Here is a 15934-nt window from a genome sequence, read left to right as displayed (position 1 = left end):
TAAATGGCAGGAGCCCTATTATGACGTTATATGACATCAAACCTAAGTTTCAAAACTTACTTAGACCAATTGTAATTATGCTGCATGCGAAAAGAGTTACCGCAAACCAAATAACATCACTAGCAATGCTGGGGTCAATAATATTGGGCGGGTTGCTAATATTCTTTTCACAACCGTCACTATTCATTTTACTCCCGCTGTTTTTATTCTTTCGTATGGCGCTAAATGCTATTGATGGCATGTTAGCCAGAGAGTTCAATCAGCAATCAACACTTGGCGCAATTCTTAATGAAGTTGGCGATATTATTTCAGATGCTGCACTCTACCTCTCATTCGCTTTTTTAACCGGCGTATCTGCATGGTTAGTCGTGCTGGTGGTGTTGCTTTCATGGCTTACTGAATTCTGTGGCGTTATTGCTCAGACTTTGACGCACATCAGGAATTATCGGGGACCATTAGGAAAAAGCGATCGCGCTTTTCTATTAGGAGCATTAGGTCTGTTTATTGCTTGCTGGCCACAATATATTGACGTCGCCAATAAGGTTTTCACTGCCATGTCGTTGTTACTGGTATGCACCTGCATCAATCGTTGCCGAAGTGCGATGGAGGTGAATAATGCCTGACGCCTCGAAGATACTATATTATTGCTTTGGTGGGATATTTAGCGTTTTATTACTCGCTACCCTGACTCTCTTCATTCTGAAACAAACTCGTCCACAACGTGACTGGCTAGAGTTACAGCAGCGAATTAATAGTTGGTGGGTAATCATCAGCCTGTTTTCTCTGGCAATGTTGTCACCCAAGTGGTTGGCACTGACCTTCTTTGGTTTACTCAGTTTTCTTTCGTTAAAGGAATATCTGACGTTAGCGCCGACACGACGTTCAGACAGCGTGCCTTTGCTGTGGATGTATGCTGCCATTCCGCTGCAATACATATGGGTGGGAATGTCGTGGTATGGGATGTTCATTATTTTCATCCCCATTTATGTGTTTCTATTCTTGCCTGCGCGCATGGTTATTGTCGGTGATACCAAGGGGTTTTTGAACTCTGCATCGATTATACATTGGGGCATGATGACCACGGTATTTTCATTAAGTCATGTTGCTTATTTGATGATGCTGCCGGGCACGTATGCTATAGCAGGGGCGTTACTGGTTATTTTCCTTGTCGGCTGCACTGAGCTCAATGATATTTCGCAATATCTTTGGGGTAAGTCGTTAGGGAAAATAAAAGTCATACCTAAGGTTAGCCCAAATAAAACCCTGGCCGGGTTATTGGGTGGTGTATTCACCACAACGCTGCTGGCGGGCATTTTTGGCCCGCTGCTGACACAGATGGATTTGATTCATTCTATTGGCGCTGGTGTGATCATTGGTTTAAGCGGATTTTGCGGTGACGTGGTGATGTCAGCCATTAAACGTGATTTTGGCGTTAAGGACTCTGGAAAACTGCTACCAGGACACGGCGGTATTCTCGATCGTCTCGATTCACTGATTTATACCGCGCCGCTATTCTTCCATTTCTATTATTACTTCTACATGTAGAGGCGCAGATGAATCGGTATTTACGCTGGATATTTACGCTATGTATCGCTTATCCCGTCATCTGGATTTGGTTGGGTGTGCGTGTTAGCGATCGCAAGAAATTACCGGTAGAGGGGCCGGCGATTATTGTGGCAAACCATAATAGCCATCTGGATGTATTGACACTGTTTACCTTGTTCCCACTAAAGACACTGGTCAACGTTCAGCCAGTTGCCGCGGCTGATTATTTTCTAAAGAACAAAGTCATTGGCTGGTTCGCGCTGAAAGTCATTGGCATTATTCCGGTTTATCGCGGCGCCCATTTAGCTAATCCGTTACAAGCCTGTATTGATGCATTAGCAAAGAATAAAATCGTCATTATTTTCCCAGAAGGCACGCGCGGAGAGCCGGGAAAAATCTCGGAGATTAAATCGGGTATCTGGCATTTAAGTCAGCAGTGCCCCGATGTACCTATTATTCCTGTTTACATGCACGGTCTGGATCGTGCGATGGGGAAAGGTCAGAAAATCCCCGTCCCTTTTTTTATCGACATCTTTATTGATAGTCCAATCGATTATGACGCGGATAAAATCATTTTTAAAACATCACTCTTAAATCGCTTTGTCGCTTTAGAGCAACTAGCCACAAGGAAAGCATCATGAGTAAGGAAGCGCGTTTATTTCAGGAAGGTACATTCTTAGCCAGCGATGAAACATCGTTATTTTTTCGCCACTGGCCAGCCACGGAAGTGAATAGCAATAAAGTAATTGTGCTGTTTCACCGTGGGCATGAACACTCTGGACGCCTGCAACATATTGTGGATGAATTGATGATGCCCGATACGCGATTTTATGCCTGGGACGCACGCGGTCACGGCAAGTCACCCGGCGAACGCGGTTATAGCCCAAGCCTGGCTCGTTCAGTATTAGATGTTGATGAGTTTGTACGTTTTGTCGCACAGGATGCGCAGGTTAAGCTTGAGGATATTGTCGTGATTGCACAAAGCGTTGGTGCAGTATTGATATCAACTTGGGTTCATGATTACGCGCCAAAAATACGTGGCATGGTACTGGCATCTCCGGCATTTAAGGTCAAATTATATGTGCCGTTTGCTCGTGTCGGTCTGAGATTAATGCAGCGTATGCGTGGCTTGTTCTACGTTAACTCTTACGTGAAAGGTAAGTTTCTGACCCACGATCCTGAACGTATCGCGAGTTTTGAGCAGGACAAATTAATCACGCGACAAATAGCCGCTAATATCTTGCTAGATCTCTACAAAACGGCGGAGCGCATTGTTGCTGATTCTTCAGCTATCACTCTGCCTACGCAATTACTTATTTCAGGTGATGATTTTGTGGTGCATGCGAAACCGCAAAAACAGTTTTATGCCGGTATCCGTAGCGCAATAAAAGAGCAGCATATTTTACCCGGTTTTTATCACGATACGTTGGGTGAGAAAAATCGTTCTCTCGCGTTCGATAAAATGAAAAGTTTTATTGACCGACTTTATGAAGCTCCGCCTTATGCATTCGACTACAGCAATGAAGATCGCTGGAGTCCAAGTGCAGATGCATATCGTGAATTGCAGGTGCCACTGAAATCCCGATTCCTGGAAGGGATGTGTTATTCGGCTTTGAGTTTTGGCATGAAAACCATTGGCAGGCAATCTAAAGGCATGCGTCTGGGTTATGAAACCGGCTTCGATTCAGGTAGTACGCTGGATTACGTTTACCGCAATCAGGCTGAAGGTTTTGGCATTCTTGGTCGCATCATCGACCGTAACTATCTCAACAGTGTTGGCTGGCGTGGCATCCGCGTGCGGAAAGTGAACATCCAGCAGATGATTGAGCAGGCTGTTGCGCAGCTCCGGGCCAACAATATGCCAGTGCGAGTAGTGGATATCGCTGCCGGACATGGTCGCTACGTGTTGGATGCGCTAGAACAACAGCAGGGCATTGAAAGCATTTTGCTGCGGGATTACAGCGATTTGAATGTGGAAAAAGGCCGATCTATGATTGAGCAGCGCGGGTTGAGCCACATTGCTCAGTTCAAAAAAGGCAACGCATTTGACTATGATTCTCTTGCCTCTCTCAATCCAGCGCCAACATTGGGCATTGTTTCTGGCTTGTATGAACTGTTCCCAGATAACGACTTAATAAAAACCTCGCTAGCGGGTCTTGCTGCTGCCATACCTCCGGGAGGTGCTTTGGTTTACACCGGGCAACCCTGGCACCCGCAGTTAAAAACCATCGCTTATACCTTAACCAGCCACCAGAATGGCATCCCGTGGATGATGCGTGTACGTAGTCAGAAAGAGATGGATGCGTTGGTGGAGCAGGCTGGTTTCGAGAAATGCCATCAGGTAATTGATGAATTTGGCATCTTTACCGTATCGCTGGCAGTGAGAAAGCAGCATGTCTGAGTTAACTCCCATGCAGAAAAAATATGGCCTCTGGAAACAGGGGCTATGTTGGTTGCTGTTATTAGGACCGTTTTTCTTCCTCAGCTACGGGCAAGTAAATCTGTACACGGCGACAAGGAGTGATATTGGCAGCATTGTGTTCAATTGGGAACGCGCCATTCCCTTTATGCCGTGGACCATAGTGCCTTACTGGAGCATTGACCTGCTGTATGGCATTTCGCTCTTCATCTGCACATCAAAACAAGAGCTGACCCGTCACGGCTGTCGGTTGCTTGCTGCATCCTTTATTGCTTGTGTTGGGTTTCTACTTTTCCCACTAAAATTTACCTTTATTCGACCAGACACACAGGGCATGTTTGGTTGGTTATTTTATCAGCTTGAACTGTTTGATTTGCCTTTTAATCAGGCTCCTTCGTTGCATATTATCCTCACCTGGCTGCTGTGGTTACGTTTTCGCCAGCATTTAACCCGTAGTGCCAGACTGGTTAATGGCGCATGGTTTTTGCTTATTGCGCTTTCAGTGTTGACAACCTGGCAGCATCATTTTATTGATGTGTTCAGTGGCTTTATTGTGGCAATGGCAATTAGCTATGTAATTCCAATAAAAGATCGATGGCGATGGAAGGTGCCCTCGTCACATGAATTGTGTCTGGCTGCCAAATATTTCCTTAGTAGCTTAATCTGTTTAATGGCAGGGATACTGATTCCATACAGCTATTTTCTATTTTGGCCTGCTGTTGCTTTATTTATTGTCGCGTCTGGCTACGCAGGGCTTGGCATCAGTGTATTCCAAAAAAGTAGTGGAGGATATTTGTCTCTCTCAGCGCGATTCATACTTTACCCTTATTTAATCGGAGCCTGGTTTTCAAAACAGTGGTTCTCTCATTCACTAGCCAAAACATCATTGATTTATGATGGTATATCTCTGGGTGGTTTTCCTGATAAAACGCCAAAGCAAGAAGCGGTGCTTGATCTTACGGCTGAGTTTCATCGTAGTTCTGGTATGCGGCGTGCATGGTTCGCACATCCATTGATGGACTTAACAGTGCCGGATATTAGCAATATCAGCCATGCTGTCGCCAAACTCACTGAGCTAAAGAAAAAACACCGCACAGTTCTCGTTTGCTGCGCATTGGGTTTATCGCGGAGTGCAACGGTTATGGCTGCCTGGTTAGTAGCAGAACGACATGTTAGTTCCGTTGCTCAAGCCATCGATCATATAAAAAAACAGCGTCCGCAGGTGGTATTGACATCTGATCATATTCAACTGCTGGAACATTTTCAGGAAATTCAATGCAAAACATCGGGCTAACTAATCGAATTGTGCAAATTCATTTATCTAGTTGGCGTTATTTTGCACTGTTAACTCTCCCTCCACTGGTATTGGCTTTTAACCTATTATATTCGTTGCAAAGTTTATTGTTGTTAATCCTGTTTTTAACAACGCATTACTTTTGCTGGCGTTTATGGCTGGACGAGCGGCTTTTTACATTGCTGGATAGCGAAAGCGATCTTGTTTTATTTGATGCGGGAATGTCGAACTTATGGGCAGGAAAAGATTTAACGACCCGCAGCCTGAATGAGCGTTGGGCAGGGGCGCGAGGATTATTTTATCGGGCGATATACGCGCTTATAGCTCTTTGGTTGGTTTCTCTTTTTTCAGTTATTTATCTTTTTTGGACATTAGCAGAGTAAGTTTATTAATGATGTAGATTACGTCATTCCAACTCTGAATTGCCCTGCTAATTAAATTTGCCTTAATGTTAAGGAAAACATCATGACAAATGTTATTCGTGAAGGCGATACCTTACGCGAGTATGGCGGCAAGGTATTGGCCGGGCATTACAACTGCTTCGGCAAAGGTTTTGCTGTTAAAGGCGATCCGGTGAAGTGCAATAAACACGGTATGACGACCATCGCGGAAGGCAGTTCGTTAACCCGATTCGATGGTCAACCTGCCGCATTACATGGGCATAAATGCGCCTGCGGCTGCACGCTGGTCAGCTCATTTCCTGATTGCGGTATCGCATCGTGAGGATGCCACCCAGTTTTCCGCCATGCTCGCCAGCCAGTTCCCCCAATAATAAGCGCTGGTTAATTGTTGGGGTGGCGTTGATATCGTTCAGCTCTGCCTTTATGGCTTTACTCACACCCGTTGAACAGCGTGGTGTTAATACCCTGGCAGTATCGACGGTGATCGCAGCGTTGCTTTTTCTAACGTGGCTAGCACGCATTTTGTGTTACCGCTGTGCCATGCATAACGGCCGTTTTTACCAGCAATTGGTCGAGTATGAGCAACAGCTCTGGTGGCAGCAGCATCGGCAAGTGATTGGGCTACACGATATTGTGTTGCTCGGCCCTTCAGGGACTGAGCCGCAGCATTGGTCCCGGCTGCTGCTGCGTGAACATCGTTCACCGCAACCAGTGACGGAATCGACTGGTCGAGCACTGCGATTGCCGCAGATCGTTACTAAAGACTCAGGCACACGTGAAGCCCAGTTAGCGAGTTTATTGGTGCTGCAGTGGCGAAAACAGCGGCCTGATGCACTGGCATTACCTCCCAGACTTTTTTACTGGCTGGGATCGCCTGGAGCCTGGCAAGCATTTACGCAGCAAGCATCTGTTACGTTTCCTCAGCTATTACTGCCCGAACAGCCAGAGAACTGGTTGGGGGAAGCCTCGTTAGCAACGGTCATCGAGAAGATAAACAATGCAACGGTGGATCAAACCATTCTTATTGCGGGTTGTGCATCACAACCCGCAATAAGCAAAGATCTGCCCGCCGGAGAAGCGGCTGTGCTGTGGTTGGTGGGGCGGGAGGGCGTGGTGCAGTTAAATCGTGGTGAAATTTGCGATTCATCCACGCTGGCCAATGCCTGTCAACGCGCGCTTGAACAGAGCGAGATAAGCGAGCCACCTGACGCCTGTCTGCTTTTCACGCTTCCTGAGGATGAGCTTCCTTACCTCAATGGCTGGAATCTGACACATCATGTGCAGGACGCTAACTGGGGAATAACGGGAAATATGGCAGCGTTAATTCTCATGTCACTCGCCGCACTCAATACGCAACAACAAGGAAAGCCCAGCGCCTGGATTGCACGCGATCTGACCGCTGGTTACACCACGGGAATTGTTAAAACTTATGGATAAGGATCAAAAGCCTTCAGTCACCTCGCCGTTGGCAACCGCAGCCCTTTTTTTTATTTTCGTAACTTTATTCGACATTGTCGGTAGCGGACTCTGGTGGTGGCTCTCTTTACAACTGACCACCGAGTGGGAACGGCTGCGCCCAATGCTATTGATCAGTTTTCTTGTCTGGATAATCACAGGCAGCCTGGCCGTCATCGTGGTGATGTGCTGGCGGTTATGGATAAAACGATCTGTTACGTTGCAACCCTTTGCATCCCCAAAAAGCACAACCGATAGCAGCACGCAGAGCACGCTGTTGGAACTGTGTCAGCATCTTAAGGCACGTTACGGCTGGTTATGGCGGCGGAAAGTACGCATGTTACTAATCACCGGCGATGAGGCCGCTGTTGAAGCCCTCATTCCGGGACTCATTCATCAGCAGTGGCTGGAAGGCGCTGGCGTAGTACTGATTTATGGCGCCAGCCTTGGTGCTGAACTGAACACAACCACGGTTCAACTCCTGCGCAAGCTGCGCCGCAGTCGCCCATTGGACGGCATTGTTCTGGTGTACGGTTCCGATACCGCTCTCACACCACAAAAAAGCGATGCAGCGATGCGCTCGCTAGAGAAGATTGCCACCGCGCTGCGCTGGCGTGCGCCGGTGTGGATCTGGCAGCTCGGTCATAGTGACTGGCCGCAGTCAGAGCGTGAAAACAACGCGGTAGGCGCAGTGTTTCCGGCGAAAGCGCAGCCGGAAGATATAGCTAAACAGCTGGAAAGCCTGGTTACTCCGTTACGTGAACGCGGTCTGGCGCAGGTCGCTCACAACATCAGCCACGACTGGCTGCTGCGTCTGTCGCAGCAGCTTGCCAGCGGTGAAAGTCAGGCCTGGCAGCAGCGCTTAGCGCCGTGGCTGGACCCGGCGCGTCGCAGTTTACTGCGTGGTCTGATGTTCAGCCTGCCGGAAGCAAAGCCTGCGCTGGACAGCGTGCATCCTCAGGCATTATCCGACAGTGCGCTCTGGCAGGGAATCGCGTCAGACCGCGCCAGAGGCTGTCGCATCGGGCTGCCGTGGGAACAGACGCTGGCCTGGTCGCTGATGAGCCTGATGCTGCTCGGCGGCGCAGGCATGCTGGCCTCCTCATTGTTAAACCGTCATGAGATTGTCAGCGCGGCGGATAAAGCTGAGGTACTGGTGAATTCAACCAAGGTTGATGATGCGCAGCTGATTGCGCTGCATGGCCTGCGTAACGATCTCGGGCAGCAGCAGCACTGGCTACAGCACGGCGCGCCCTGGTATCAGCGCTTCGGCATTAACCATACGCAGCAGCTGCATGATGCGATGTTGCCGTGGTACGGCGTCGCAGCGCAGCGGCTGATCCATGAACCGGCGCGCATCGCGCTTGAAGAGAGGCTGACTTATCTGGCCGGCCTGCCTGCCGCCAGCCCGCAGCGCGCCACGCTGGCGCAGCCGGGTTATAAGCAGTTAAAGGCCTGGCTGATGATGGCGCGCCCGGAGCGCGCTGAACCGGCATTTTATGCGCAGACCATGGCGACCGTTCAGCCGGAATATCCCGGCATTTCAACGTCGTTGTGGCAGACGCTGGCCCCGGATTTGTGGGCATTCTATGCCGCGTCGTTGCCGTCGCAGCCGGGTTGGCGCATCAAACCCAATGCGTCGCTGCTGAGTCAGGTACGCCAGGTGCTGCTGCTGCAGACCGGCCAGCGCAACGCCGAGATGACGCTATATCAAAACGTCCTGCGCGACGTGCGCCGCAACTACACCGATCTGACGCTGGAAGATATGACGCCGGGCACCGATATGCACCGGCTGTTCAGCAGTGACGACAAAATTCCGGGCGTGTTTACGCGCCAGGCGTGGGAAGGCGGCGTGCGCCAGGAGATTGAGAAAGCGGCCAACACCCGGCGCGATGAAATCGACTGGGTGCTCAGCGACACTCGCAGCGCCGTGCCGCAGGAGATTTCCCCGGAAGCACTGAAGGCCCGGTTAACCCAACGCTATTTCAGTGACTTTGCCGCCAGCTGGCTCAACTTCCTCAATGGCATCCGGCTTAACCCTGCGCAGAATATTGCCGACGTCACGGACCAGCTGACGCTAATGAGCGACGTGCGTCAGTCACCGCTGATTGCGTTAATGAACACGCTGGCGTGGCAGGGCCGGACCGGCCAGCAGCGCGAGGCGCTGTCCGACACGCTGATCAATTCAGCCAAAGACCTGATCGGCCAGAAAGACAAGCCGGTTATCAGCCAGAAAGCCACCGGCCCCGAAGGTCCGCTGGATGTGACCTTCGGCCCGCTGCTGGCGCTGACCGGCAAAAACAGCGGCTCTCAGCTGATGGCCGCCGACAGCAGCCTGACGCTGCAAACCTATCTAACCCGCATCACCCGCGTGCGCCTGCGTCTGCAGCAGGTCGCCGCCGCACCGGATCCGCAGGAGATGCTGCAAACCCTGGCGCAGACGGTTTTCCAGGGCAAGAGCGTTGACCTTACTGATACGCAGCAATACGGCAGCCTGATGGCGGCCAGCCTCGGCGAAGAGTGGAGCGGCTTTGGCCAGACGATGTTCGTCCAGCCGCTGACGCAGGCGTGGGAAACCATCCTGCAGCCATCGGCGGTGAGCCTGAATGCGCAGTGGCAGCGCTCCATCGTGGAAAACTGGCGCACTGCGTTCGACGGGCGCTATCCATTTGCCGCCGGGCAAAGCGACGCGTCGCTGCCGATGCTGGCGGAGTTTATCCGCCGCGATGCCGGACGTATCGACAGCTTTCTCAGCAGCCGTCTAGGTGGCGTGTTGCAAAAAGAGGGCAGCAGCTGGGTGCCGAATGCGGCTCACAGCCAGGGATTAACCTTCAATCCTGCCTTCCTCAAGGCGGTTAACCAGCTGCGCGAGCTCTCCGATATTCTGTTTACCGACGGCACGCAGGGCATCAGCTTTGAATTGCAGGGCCGCGCCGCGCCAGAGGTGATTGAAACCCAGCTGATGCTTGATGGTCAGCCGCTGCGGTATTTCAATCAGATGGCGACCTGGCAGGCGATGCGCTGGCCGGGCGACAGCCTGAAGCCGGGCACGCTACTGACCTGGAGCGGCGTGAAAAGCAGCGCGCAGATATACGGCGATTATCCCGGCACCTGGGGCTTTATCCGCTGGCTGGAGGAGGGGAAACGTGAGCGCCTCGATCGCAGCCGCTGGCTGCTGAGTTTCACCACGCCGGATAAGCGCACGCTGACGTGGGTGCTACGCACCCAGATGCGCGACGGTCCGCTGGCGCTGCTGCGCCTGCGGGGTTTTACGCTGCCGACGGAAATTTTCAGCGTGGATGCGGCCAGTGCCTCCGAGGCAATGGCCCCGCGTGAAACAAGCACGGATGACTTCATCACCAATATGGACGGAGCAGAATAATGACCGCGATGATAGAACTTGTTCGCGCCTGCAGCGTGGATGAATCCACATTGAGAAGCCAGGCGCGGCAACACTGCAGCGACTGGGCGCGCTGGCTGGAACCGATCAGTCAAGCGTTGCCCGCCGGAGACGATCCGGCTTACGACGATCAGTTTATGCAGATCCGCGAAGAGGTGAATAAGCTTTCCGGGTTTGATACTGACGCCATCGCCCGCCTGTCGGAATCGCTGCTGACAACCGTGAGCAAGGATATCCGGGTGATCACTTTTTACGCGTGGGCGCGCCTGCATCAGGACGGCGAGCAGGGGCTGGCGGAAGGACTGGAACTGCTGGCAGCCGCGCTGCATCAGTTTGGTGGAAAGCTGCATCCGCAGCGCAGCCGCAGTCGCCAGGGCGCGCTGGCCTGGCTCGGCAGCGCCAGAATGCTCGACAGCCTGACGCTGTGGCCGGAAGCCGATATCGCGCGGGTTTGTCGTATCAGCGGCGCACTGCTGCTGATTGAAGATGCGCTCAGTGAAGATGAGCGTAACGGACTTCAGCCGCTGTTGCGTGCGCTGGAGCTGCGACTGGCGCAGAACGGCGGAGCCAGCGCCATGGTGCCACTTAACAGCCCGACGCATGCGGACGTAGATGATTCAGCCCTTGCCGCACTCGCGCCGGTCAACTCCGGCGAAACGCTGAAGGCGCAGGCAAAAGTGCTGGCAAACTACCTGCGCGAGCAGCCCGGCGGCTGGCTTTCCGCGCACCATCTGATGAAAAGCGTGCGCTGGGATACCATCCTCAATCTTCCCGCGCTCGGACCCGGCGGCAATACGCGTTTGCCACCGCCGAAACCCGATCATCGTGCACACCTCAAGCGCCTGTATCTGCAGCAAAGCTGGACGGAGCTGCTGGAACTGACCGACTCGCTGTTTGCGCAGGCCATCAATCACGTGTGGTTCGATCTGCAGTGGTACGCCTGTGAAGCGCTGAATCGTCAGGACAAGGGCGCGGCGCTGGCGAACATTGTGCAGCAGGATTTGCATGGGCTACTGTCAAGGTTGCCGGGACTGGAAACGCTCTGCTATTCAGACGGCACGCCGTTTGCCGATGAGGTGACCCGCAGCTGGATCGCGCAGAAAGTGATGGGCGATATACGCTTAACGGACAGTGATACGCCGTTTGCCGGGCCGGACAACGACATTCTGTCACTGGAAAGTGAAGCGGTGGAAAAAGCGGAAACAGAGAGCGTCGAAGCTGCGCTTGCCTGGCTGCAGATGCGTCCAGGCTCCAGCAATACGAAAGATCAGTGGCTGCTGCGCCTGCTAATGGCGCGAGTATGCGAGCAGTTTGGTAAGAGCGAAATGGCACTGCATCTGCTGGATGAACTTAACCAGCATGCCGGCACACTGACGCTTGCGCAGTGGGAACCAACCTTATTATTCGAAGTGCGCGCCCGGCGGCTGAAGCTGCTGCGTGCCAGGGCTGCGCGTAGTGAAAGTGAACGCACGCGCATTCAGCCGGAAATGGACGCGCTGTTGTCCGGCCTTATCACGCTTGACCCGCTCAGGGCCGCAATCCTCTGCAGCTGACTTCTGCTTTTCAACTTCCTGTCGCCTGATTCTCTCCGGCGGCACATTACTTAGTGAATACCATGGACGATTTAACCCTGCGTTATTACGACGCTGAAATGCGCTACCTGCAGGAAGCGGGCGAAGAGTTCGCCCGCGCCCACCCTGAACAGGCGGCGATGCTCAATCTCGATAAAGCCGGTGCCCGCGATCCCTACGTTGAACGATTGTTCGAAGGCTTTGCCTTTATGGTCGGCCGGCTGCGGGAAAAGCTCGACGATGACCTGCCGGAACTCACCGAAGGGCTGGTGAGCCTGCTGTGGCCGCACTATCTGCGCACTATCCCGTCGATGTCGGTGGTGGAGTTCACGCCCGACTGGCGCGAGATGAAGGAGCCGATGCGCCTCGCGCGTGGCTTTGAAGTGATCTCTCGGCCGGTCGGTGAAAAAGGCACACGCTGCCGTTACACCACCACGCGCGCCGTGCAGGTGCTGCCGCTGGCGCTGGAATCGGCAAAGCTGTCAACCGATGCCGCCGGACGCTCGGTGATCCGCCTGCGCTTTAACGGTGGGGCACTGGCCGACTGGAGTCGCATTGATGTCAGCCACATTCCGCTCTATCTCAATGCCGATGCGCCGCTGGCCTGCGCGCTGCACGAAGCATTAACGCTTAACGCCGCCAGCATTACACTGCGTTTGCCAGGCGAAACCGACAGCCGCCGCTTTGACGGCCACTTCAGCGCGCAGGGTTTCAGCGAGAAAGATCGGCTGTGGCCGGGCGATGAGGGCAGCTTCAGTGGTTATCAGCTATTGCTGGAATACTTTACCTTCCGCGAAAAATTCATGGCGGTGAATCTGCGCGGGCTGGAGCAGGTGGCGCTGCCCGCATCGCTGCCGTGGTTTGAACTCGACGTGGTGCTGGCCCAGCGCTGGGAGCATGATTTCCAGTTCAGCGAAAAGCATCTGCGCCTCAACGCCGTGCCGGTCATCAACCTGTTCGCGATGGAGTCCGATCCTTTGATGATCAACGGATTACAGACCGAATATATGCTGCGACCGATGCGCGTGCAGGACGGACATACCGAAATTTACTCGGTAGATTCAGTGATTTCATCGAAAGGTCTGCCATATGTGCCCTTCAGCAGCTTCCGCCACAAAGGCGGGATGCTGCGTCATGAAGCGCCGGAACATTACTATCACACGCGCGTGCGGCGCGGGCCTTCCGGGCTGCACGAAACCTGGATGATCCTCGGCGGCGAAGCCTTTGATAATCACAGCCTGCCGGAGAACGAAAGCCTGTCGGTAAGCGTCACCGGTACCAACGGCCAGCTGCCGCGTCGCGCGCTGCAGAGCACGCTGCTGGATACCGCGGTGAGCAGCACCGACGTGGCGATGCAGGTGCGCAACCTGTGCGCGCCGACGCTGCCATGCTATCCGCCCAATCGTGACCGCTTTCACTGGCGTGTGCTGAGCCATCTCGGTTCCAGCTTCCTGTGGATGATGGATAACGCCGAGGTGCTGCGCGGCACGCTGGCGCTGTATGACTGGACGCACAGCGAAATGAACCGCCGTCGTCTGGAGGCGATTCTGCACGTTTGCCACAAAGAGACTGAACACTTTGAGCAGGGCTATCTGCTGCGCGGCGTGCAGATTGAAATCACCCTCGACAGCAGCGGCTTTGCCGGCCGTGGTGATATCTGTTTGTTTGGCGAGATGCTTAGCCGCTTCTTCGCGCTGTATACCGATATCCACCTGTTTAACCGTCTGATTTTAATCCTGCAGCCAACCGGAGAGCGCCTCGTATGGGAAGAGAAGCACAACCGCCGCATCTCCGGCTGACGCCACGGCTGGAGCAGGAGCTGACGCGGCTGAACTTTTACCGCTTCTGCCAGTTGATAGAGCATCAACACAAAGATAAGCCGCCACTGGGCAGCACTAACAAACCGGAAAACGACGCGGTGCGGCTGCTGCCGCATCCCGGCATGGGGTTTCCGGCTGGCGAGCTGAAAGCGGTTGAGTACAGCGACAGCGATGATGCTGCGCCGCCGGTAGTGCGCACCACTTTTCTCGGATTGTACGGCGTCGATTCACCGCTGCCGGGCGCATATGTCGATGACATCACGCAGCGCGATGAAGGACATGAAGCGCTGCAGGGATTTCTGGATATTTTTAACCATCGTATTCTGACGCAGTTTTATCGTATCTGGCGCAAATACTCTTATCCGGCCACCTTCGAGTCGGGTGGCAGTGATAAGACATCACAATCGTTACTTGGTCTGGTGGGCTTGGGCATTCCAGGAACCGCAAAACACCTCGCAACGCCTGTCTCGCGCTTCCTGGCACTGTTAGGGGTGATGCGTCAGCCGGGCCGAACGGAAGAGGGCATTCGCGCGCTGGTGCGTTTGTTGGCACCACAAACCTCGGTCAGCGTGAGGCCGCACTGCCTACGCCCGGTGTTGGTAGTTCATCCGCTGGAATGTGATTTTGTGCTGGATGGTAATGCACCGCTCGGCGATGAAGCAATCGATGCCAATAGCCAGTTGCTGATTGAACTGCAAACTTCCTGCGCGGATGAAGCACGACGCTGGCTTCCAGACGGCCAGCTTTATCAGGATTTTTTGGCTTTGCTGCGAGTTTATCTTGGCTGGCGTTACCGGGCACGCATCCGGCTACGGCTGGATACGCCTTTATTAGCAGCGCCGGCGCTAGGAGAGACGCCTTTCTGGCTCGGCATGATTGGCGTGCTGGGTGCTGAAGAAGCGAATTGCCCTCCCGATATCCCCCAAACGTTTACCACTGAGCTAGGCAGTTATTCAGGTTTGAGCCCGGCCGAAATTTACAAGGAACAACAACGTGTTAGTTACTACTTTGATTAAAACTCGTTACGCGATGGTGTGTAGTGCAGTACTACTGATCTCTGGCTGTGGTTTGCAGCAGAAGGTGAGTGACGGAAGTGCGGCAGCATTTGATGCAATTTTTTACAAGCAGATTAAAACGCTGCATCTTGATTTTGCTGCCCGCGAAAGTCTCAACAGTGACAGTCGCGAGCATAATCCGCTGTCCCAGCCGGTAATGGTGCGCGTATTTCAGCTGAGCGAACGTAAAGCTTTTGACGGTGCGGTGTATCAACAGCTAACCGGAGATGTGACGAACGTACTTAACGGTGAGCTTCTGGCCGATCGTGATGTGGTGATAACCCCCGGTGGGGATGTGGCGCTGAATATGCCGATGGAAAAAGAGAGTCGCTTTATTGCGGTGGTTGCGCTGTTTCAGCAGCCGGATATGGCCAAAAATAACTGGCGGCTGGTGCTGGAACGTAATGATTTAGATCCGGACAGGGCGCGCGTCATTGAATTAAGCAGCAACAGCTTGAGCCTTGTAGAGAAGAAATCATGAGTGCTGGTCACCATCAGCCTTCGCTGTATGAGTTGCTAAAAGGGGGCTTTGCTGGAGGACTAGAGTTGCATCAGGTGAATGAGCGGGATCAGGTGATTATGTCCGTGCTCGACAACATGCAGCGCATCCTCAATACCCGCGCTGGATCGCTATCGCATATTCCTGATTACGGGCTGCCGGACATGACACGTATCCTGCAGGGGATGCCCGGCACCGCACATCAGTTGCTGTTTACACTCTCAGCAGTGCTGCTGAAATACGAACCTCGTCTGAAACGTATTGATGTAGCTTTACTTGAACAAAAGATTCCCGGCGAACTGCGCTACGCTATTGACGCTGAACTGAAAGACGTTGGCCTGGTGCGCTTCGGTACAGAGTTTATGCCCGAAGGCCGGGTGATGATTCGCCATATGAAACAACAGCAGTATCTGGATATTCGCACTCCCCTCTGAAATCATTTTTTCGCCTGCCATTCAGGCGTAACGGAACTCAG

Annotated in this window: 14 protein-coding genes; all 14 read left to right on the top strand. The window is 53.2% G+C overall.

Annotated features, from left to right (window positions below):
* Positions 1-20 precede the first annotated feature (20 nt).
* The 14 genes from AC07WB_RS11035 (at position 21) to tssE (ending at position 15893) form a co-directional block, all read left to right on the top strand.
* Entirely contained in the window at positions 21-623 is a 603-nt protein-coding gene (locus AC07WB_RS11035; RefSeq protein ID WP_494940492.1) for a CDP-alcohol phosphatidyltransferase family protein, read from the top strand.
* A complete protein-coding gene (locus AC07WB_RS11030) occupies positions 616-1545 on the top strand; it encodes a phosphatidate cytidylyltransferase (RefSeq protein ID WP_494940491.1) in 930 nt (309 codons plus the stop codon). The genes AC07WB_RS11035 and AC07WB_RS11030 overlap by 8 nt, the downstream gene beginning before the upstream one ends.
* A gap of 8 nt (positions 1546-1553) precedes the next feature.
* Positions 1554-2186: a lysophospholipid acyltransferase family protein gene (locus AC07WB_RS11025; RefSeq protein ID WP_494940490.1), complete on the top strand. Its 633-nt coding sequence runs from the start codon at positions 1554-1556 to the stop codon at positions 2184-2186.
* Positions 2183-3946 (top strand): bifunctional alpha/beta hydrolase/class I SAM-dependent methyltransferase, encoded by a 1764-nt coding sequence (locus AC07WB_RS11020; RefSeq protein WP_494940489.1) that lies wholly within the window; start codon positions 2183-2185, stop codon positions 3944-3946. Before AC07WB_RS11025 ends, AC07WB_RS11020 begins: the two co-directional genes overlap by 4 nt.
* Entirely contained in the window at positions 3939-5258 is a 1320-nt protein-coding gene (locus tag AC07WB_RS11015; protein WP_494940488.1) for a phosphatase PAP2/dual specificity phosphatase family protein, read from the top strand. Before AC07WB_RS11020 ends, AC07WB_RS11015 begins: the two co-directional genes overlap by 8 nt.
* Positions 5240-5641 carry a hypothetical protein gene (locus AC07WB_RS11010; RefSeq protein WP_345829381.1) on the top strand — a complete coding sequence of 134 codons (402 nt, stop codon included), beginning with the start codon at positions 5240-5242 and terminating at the stop codon, positions 5639-5641. Before AC07WB_RS11015 ends, AC07WB_RS11010 begins: the two co-directional genes overlap by 19 nt.
* Positions 5642-5723: 82 nt before the next feature.
* Positions 5724-5981 (top strand): PAAR domain-containing protein, encoded by a 258-nt coding sequence (locus tag AC07WB_RS11005; RefSeq protein ID WP_097097015.1) that lies wholly within the window; start codon positions 5724-5726, stop codon positions 5979-5981.
* Positions 5982-5983: 2 nt separating this feature from the next.
* On the top strand, positions 5984-7096 hold the full coding sequence (locus AC07WB_RS11000; protein ID WP_494940487.1) for a KPHS_23130 family T6SS system protein: 1113 nt from the start codon (positions 5984-5986) through the stop codon (positions 7094-7096).
* Complete coding sequence (locus AC07WB_RS10995; RefSeq protein ID WP_494940486.1) at positions 7089-10496, top strand: ImcF-related family protein; 3408 nt, start codon at positions 7089-7091, stop codon at positions 10494-10496. The genes AC07WB_RS11000 and AC07WB_RS10995 overlap by 8 nt, the downstream gene beginning before the upstream one ends.
* The gene (tssA, locus tag AC07WB_RS10990; protein ID WP_345829387.1) at positions 10496-12067 is read left to right on the top strand and encodes a type VI secretion system protein TssA; all 1572 of its coding nucleotides are present in this window, start codon (positions 10496-10498) and stop codon (positions 12065-12067) included. Before AC07WB_RS10995 ends, tssA begins: the two co-directional genes overlap by 1 nt.
* Positions 12068-12129: 62 nt before the next feature.
* Positions 12130-13884 (top strand): type VI secretion system baseplate subunit TssF, encoded by a 1755-nt coding sequence (gene tssF, locus AC07WB_RS10985; RefSeq protein ID WP_494940485.1) that lies wholly within the window; start codon positions 12130-12132, stop codon positions 13882-13884.
* Positions 13848-14921 (top strand): type VI secretion system baseplate subunit TssG, encoded by a 1074-nt coding sequence (gene tssG, locus AC07WB_RS10980; protein ID WP_494940484.1) that lies wholly within the window; start codon positions 13848-13850, stop codon positions 14919-14921. The genes tssF and tssG overlap by 37 nt, the downstream gene beginning before the upstream one ends.
* The gene (tssJ, locus tag AC07WB_RS10975) at positions 14899-15441 is read left to right on the top strand and encodes a type VI secretion system lipoprotein TssJ (protein ID WP_494940483.1); all 543 of its coding nucleotides are present in this window, start codon (positions 14899-14901) and stop codon (positions 15439-15441) included. Before tssG ends, tssJ begins: the two co-directional genes overlap by 23 nt.
* Positions 15438-15893: a type VI secretion system baseplate subunit TssE gene (gene tssE / locus AC07WB_RS10970; RefSeq protein ID WP_494940482.1), complete on the top strand. Its 456-nt coding sequence runs from the start codon at positions 15438-15440 to the stop codon at positions 15891-15893. The genes tssJ and tssE overlap by 4 nt, the downstream gene beginning before the upstream one ends.
* Positions 15894-15934 lie beyond the last annotated feature (41 nt).

The sequence above is a fragment of the Pantoea sp. GW821-FHT03E06 genome (assembly GCF_059420725.1).
Note: the sequence above shows the minus strand (reverse complement) of the source record. Positions and strands in the feature narration are given on the sequence as shown.

Bases quoted from the DNA above. Each gene is read 5' to 3' on its own strand.
- AC07WB_RS11035 (WP_494940492.1), top strand. From the start codon at position 21: ATGACGTTATATGACATCAAACCTAAGTTTCAAAACTTACTTAGACCA.
- AC07WB_RS11030 (WP_494940491.1), top strand. From the start codon at position 616: ATGCCTGACGCCTCGAAGATACTATATTATTGCTTTGGTGGGATATTT.
- AC07WB_RS11025 (WP_494940490.1), top strand. From the start codon at position 1,554: ATGAATCGGTATTTACGCTGGATATTTACGCTATGTATCGCTTATCCC.
- AC07WB_RS11020 (WP_494940489.1), top strand. From the start codon at position 2,183: ATGAGTAAGGAAGCGCGTTTATTTCAGGAAGGTACATTCTTAGCCAGC.
- AC07WB_RS11015 (WP_494940488.1), top strand. From the start codon at position 3,939: ATGTCTGAGTTAACTCCCATGCAGAAAAAATATGGCCTCTGGAAACAG.
- AC07WB_RS11010 (WP_345829381.1), top strand. From the start codon at position 5,240: ATGCAAAACATCGGGCTAACTAATCGAATTGTGCAAATTCATTTATCT.
- AC07WB_RS11005 (WP_097097015.1), top strand. From the start codon at position 5,724: ATGACAAATGTTATTCGTGAAGGCGATACCTTACGCGAGTATGGCGGC.
- AC07WB_RS11000 (WP_494940487.1), top strand. From the start codon at position 5,984: ATGCCACCCAGTTTTCCGCCATGCTCGCCAGCCAGTTCCCCCAATAAT.
- AC07WB_RS10995 (WP_494940486.1), top strand. From the start codon at position 7,089: ATGGATAAGGATCAAAAGCCTTCAGTCACCTCGCCGTTGGCAACCGCA.
- tssA (WP_345829387.1), top strand. From the start codon at position 10,496: ATGACCGCGATGATAGAACTTGTTCGCGCCTGCAGCGTGGATGAATCC.
- tssF (WP_494940485.1), top strand. From the start codon at position 12,130: ATGGACGATTTAACCCTGCGTTATTACGACGCTGAAATGCGCTACCTG.
- tssG (WP_494940484.1), top strand. From the start codon at position 13,848: ATGGGAAGAGAAGCACAACCGCCGCATCTCCGGCTGACGCCACGGCTG.
- tssE (WP_494940482.1), top strand. From the start codon at position 15,438: ATGAGTGCTGGTCACCATCAGCCTTCGCTGTATGAGTTGCTAAAAGGG.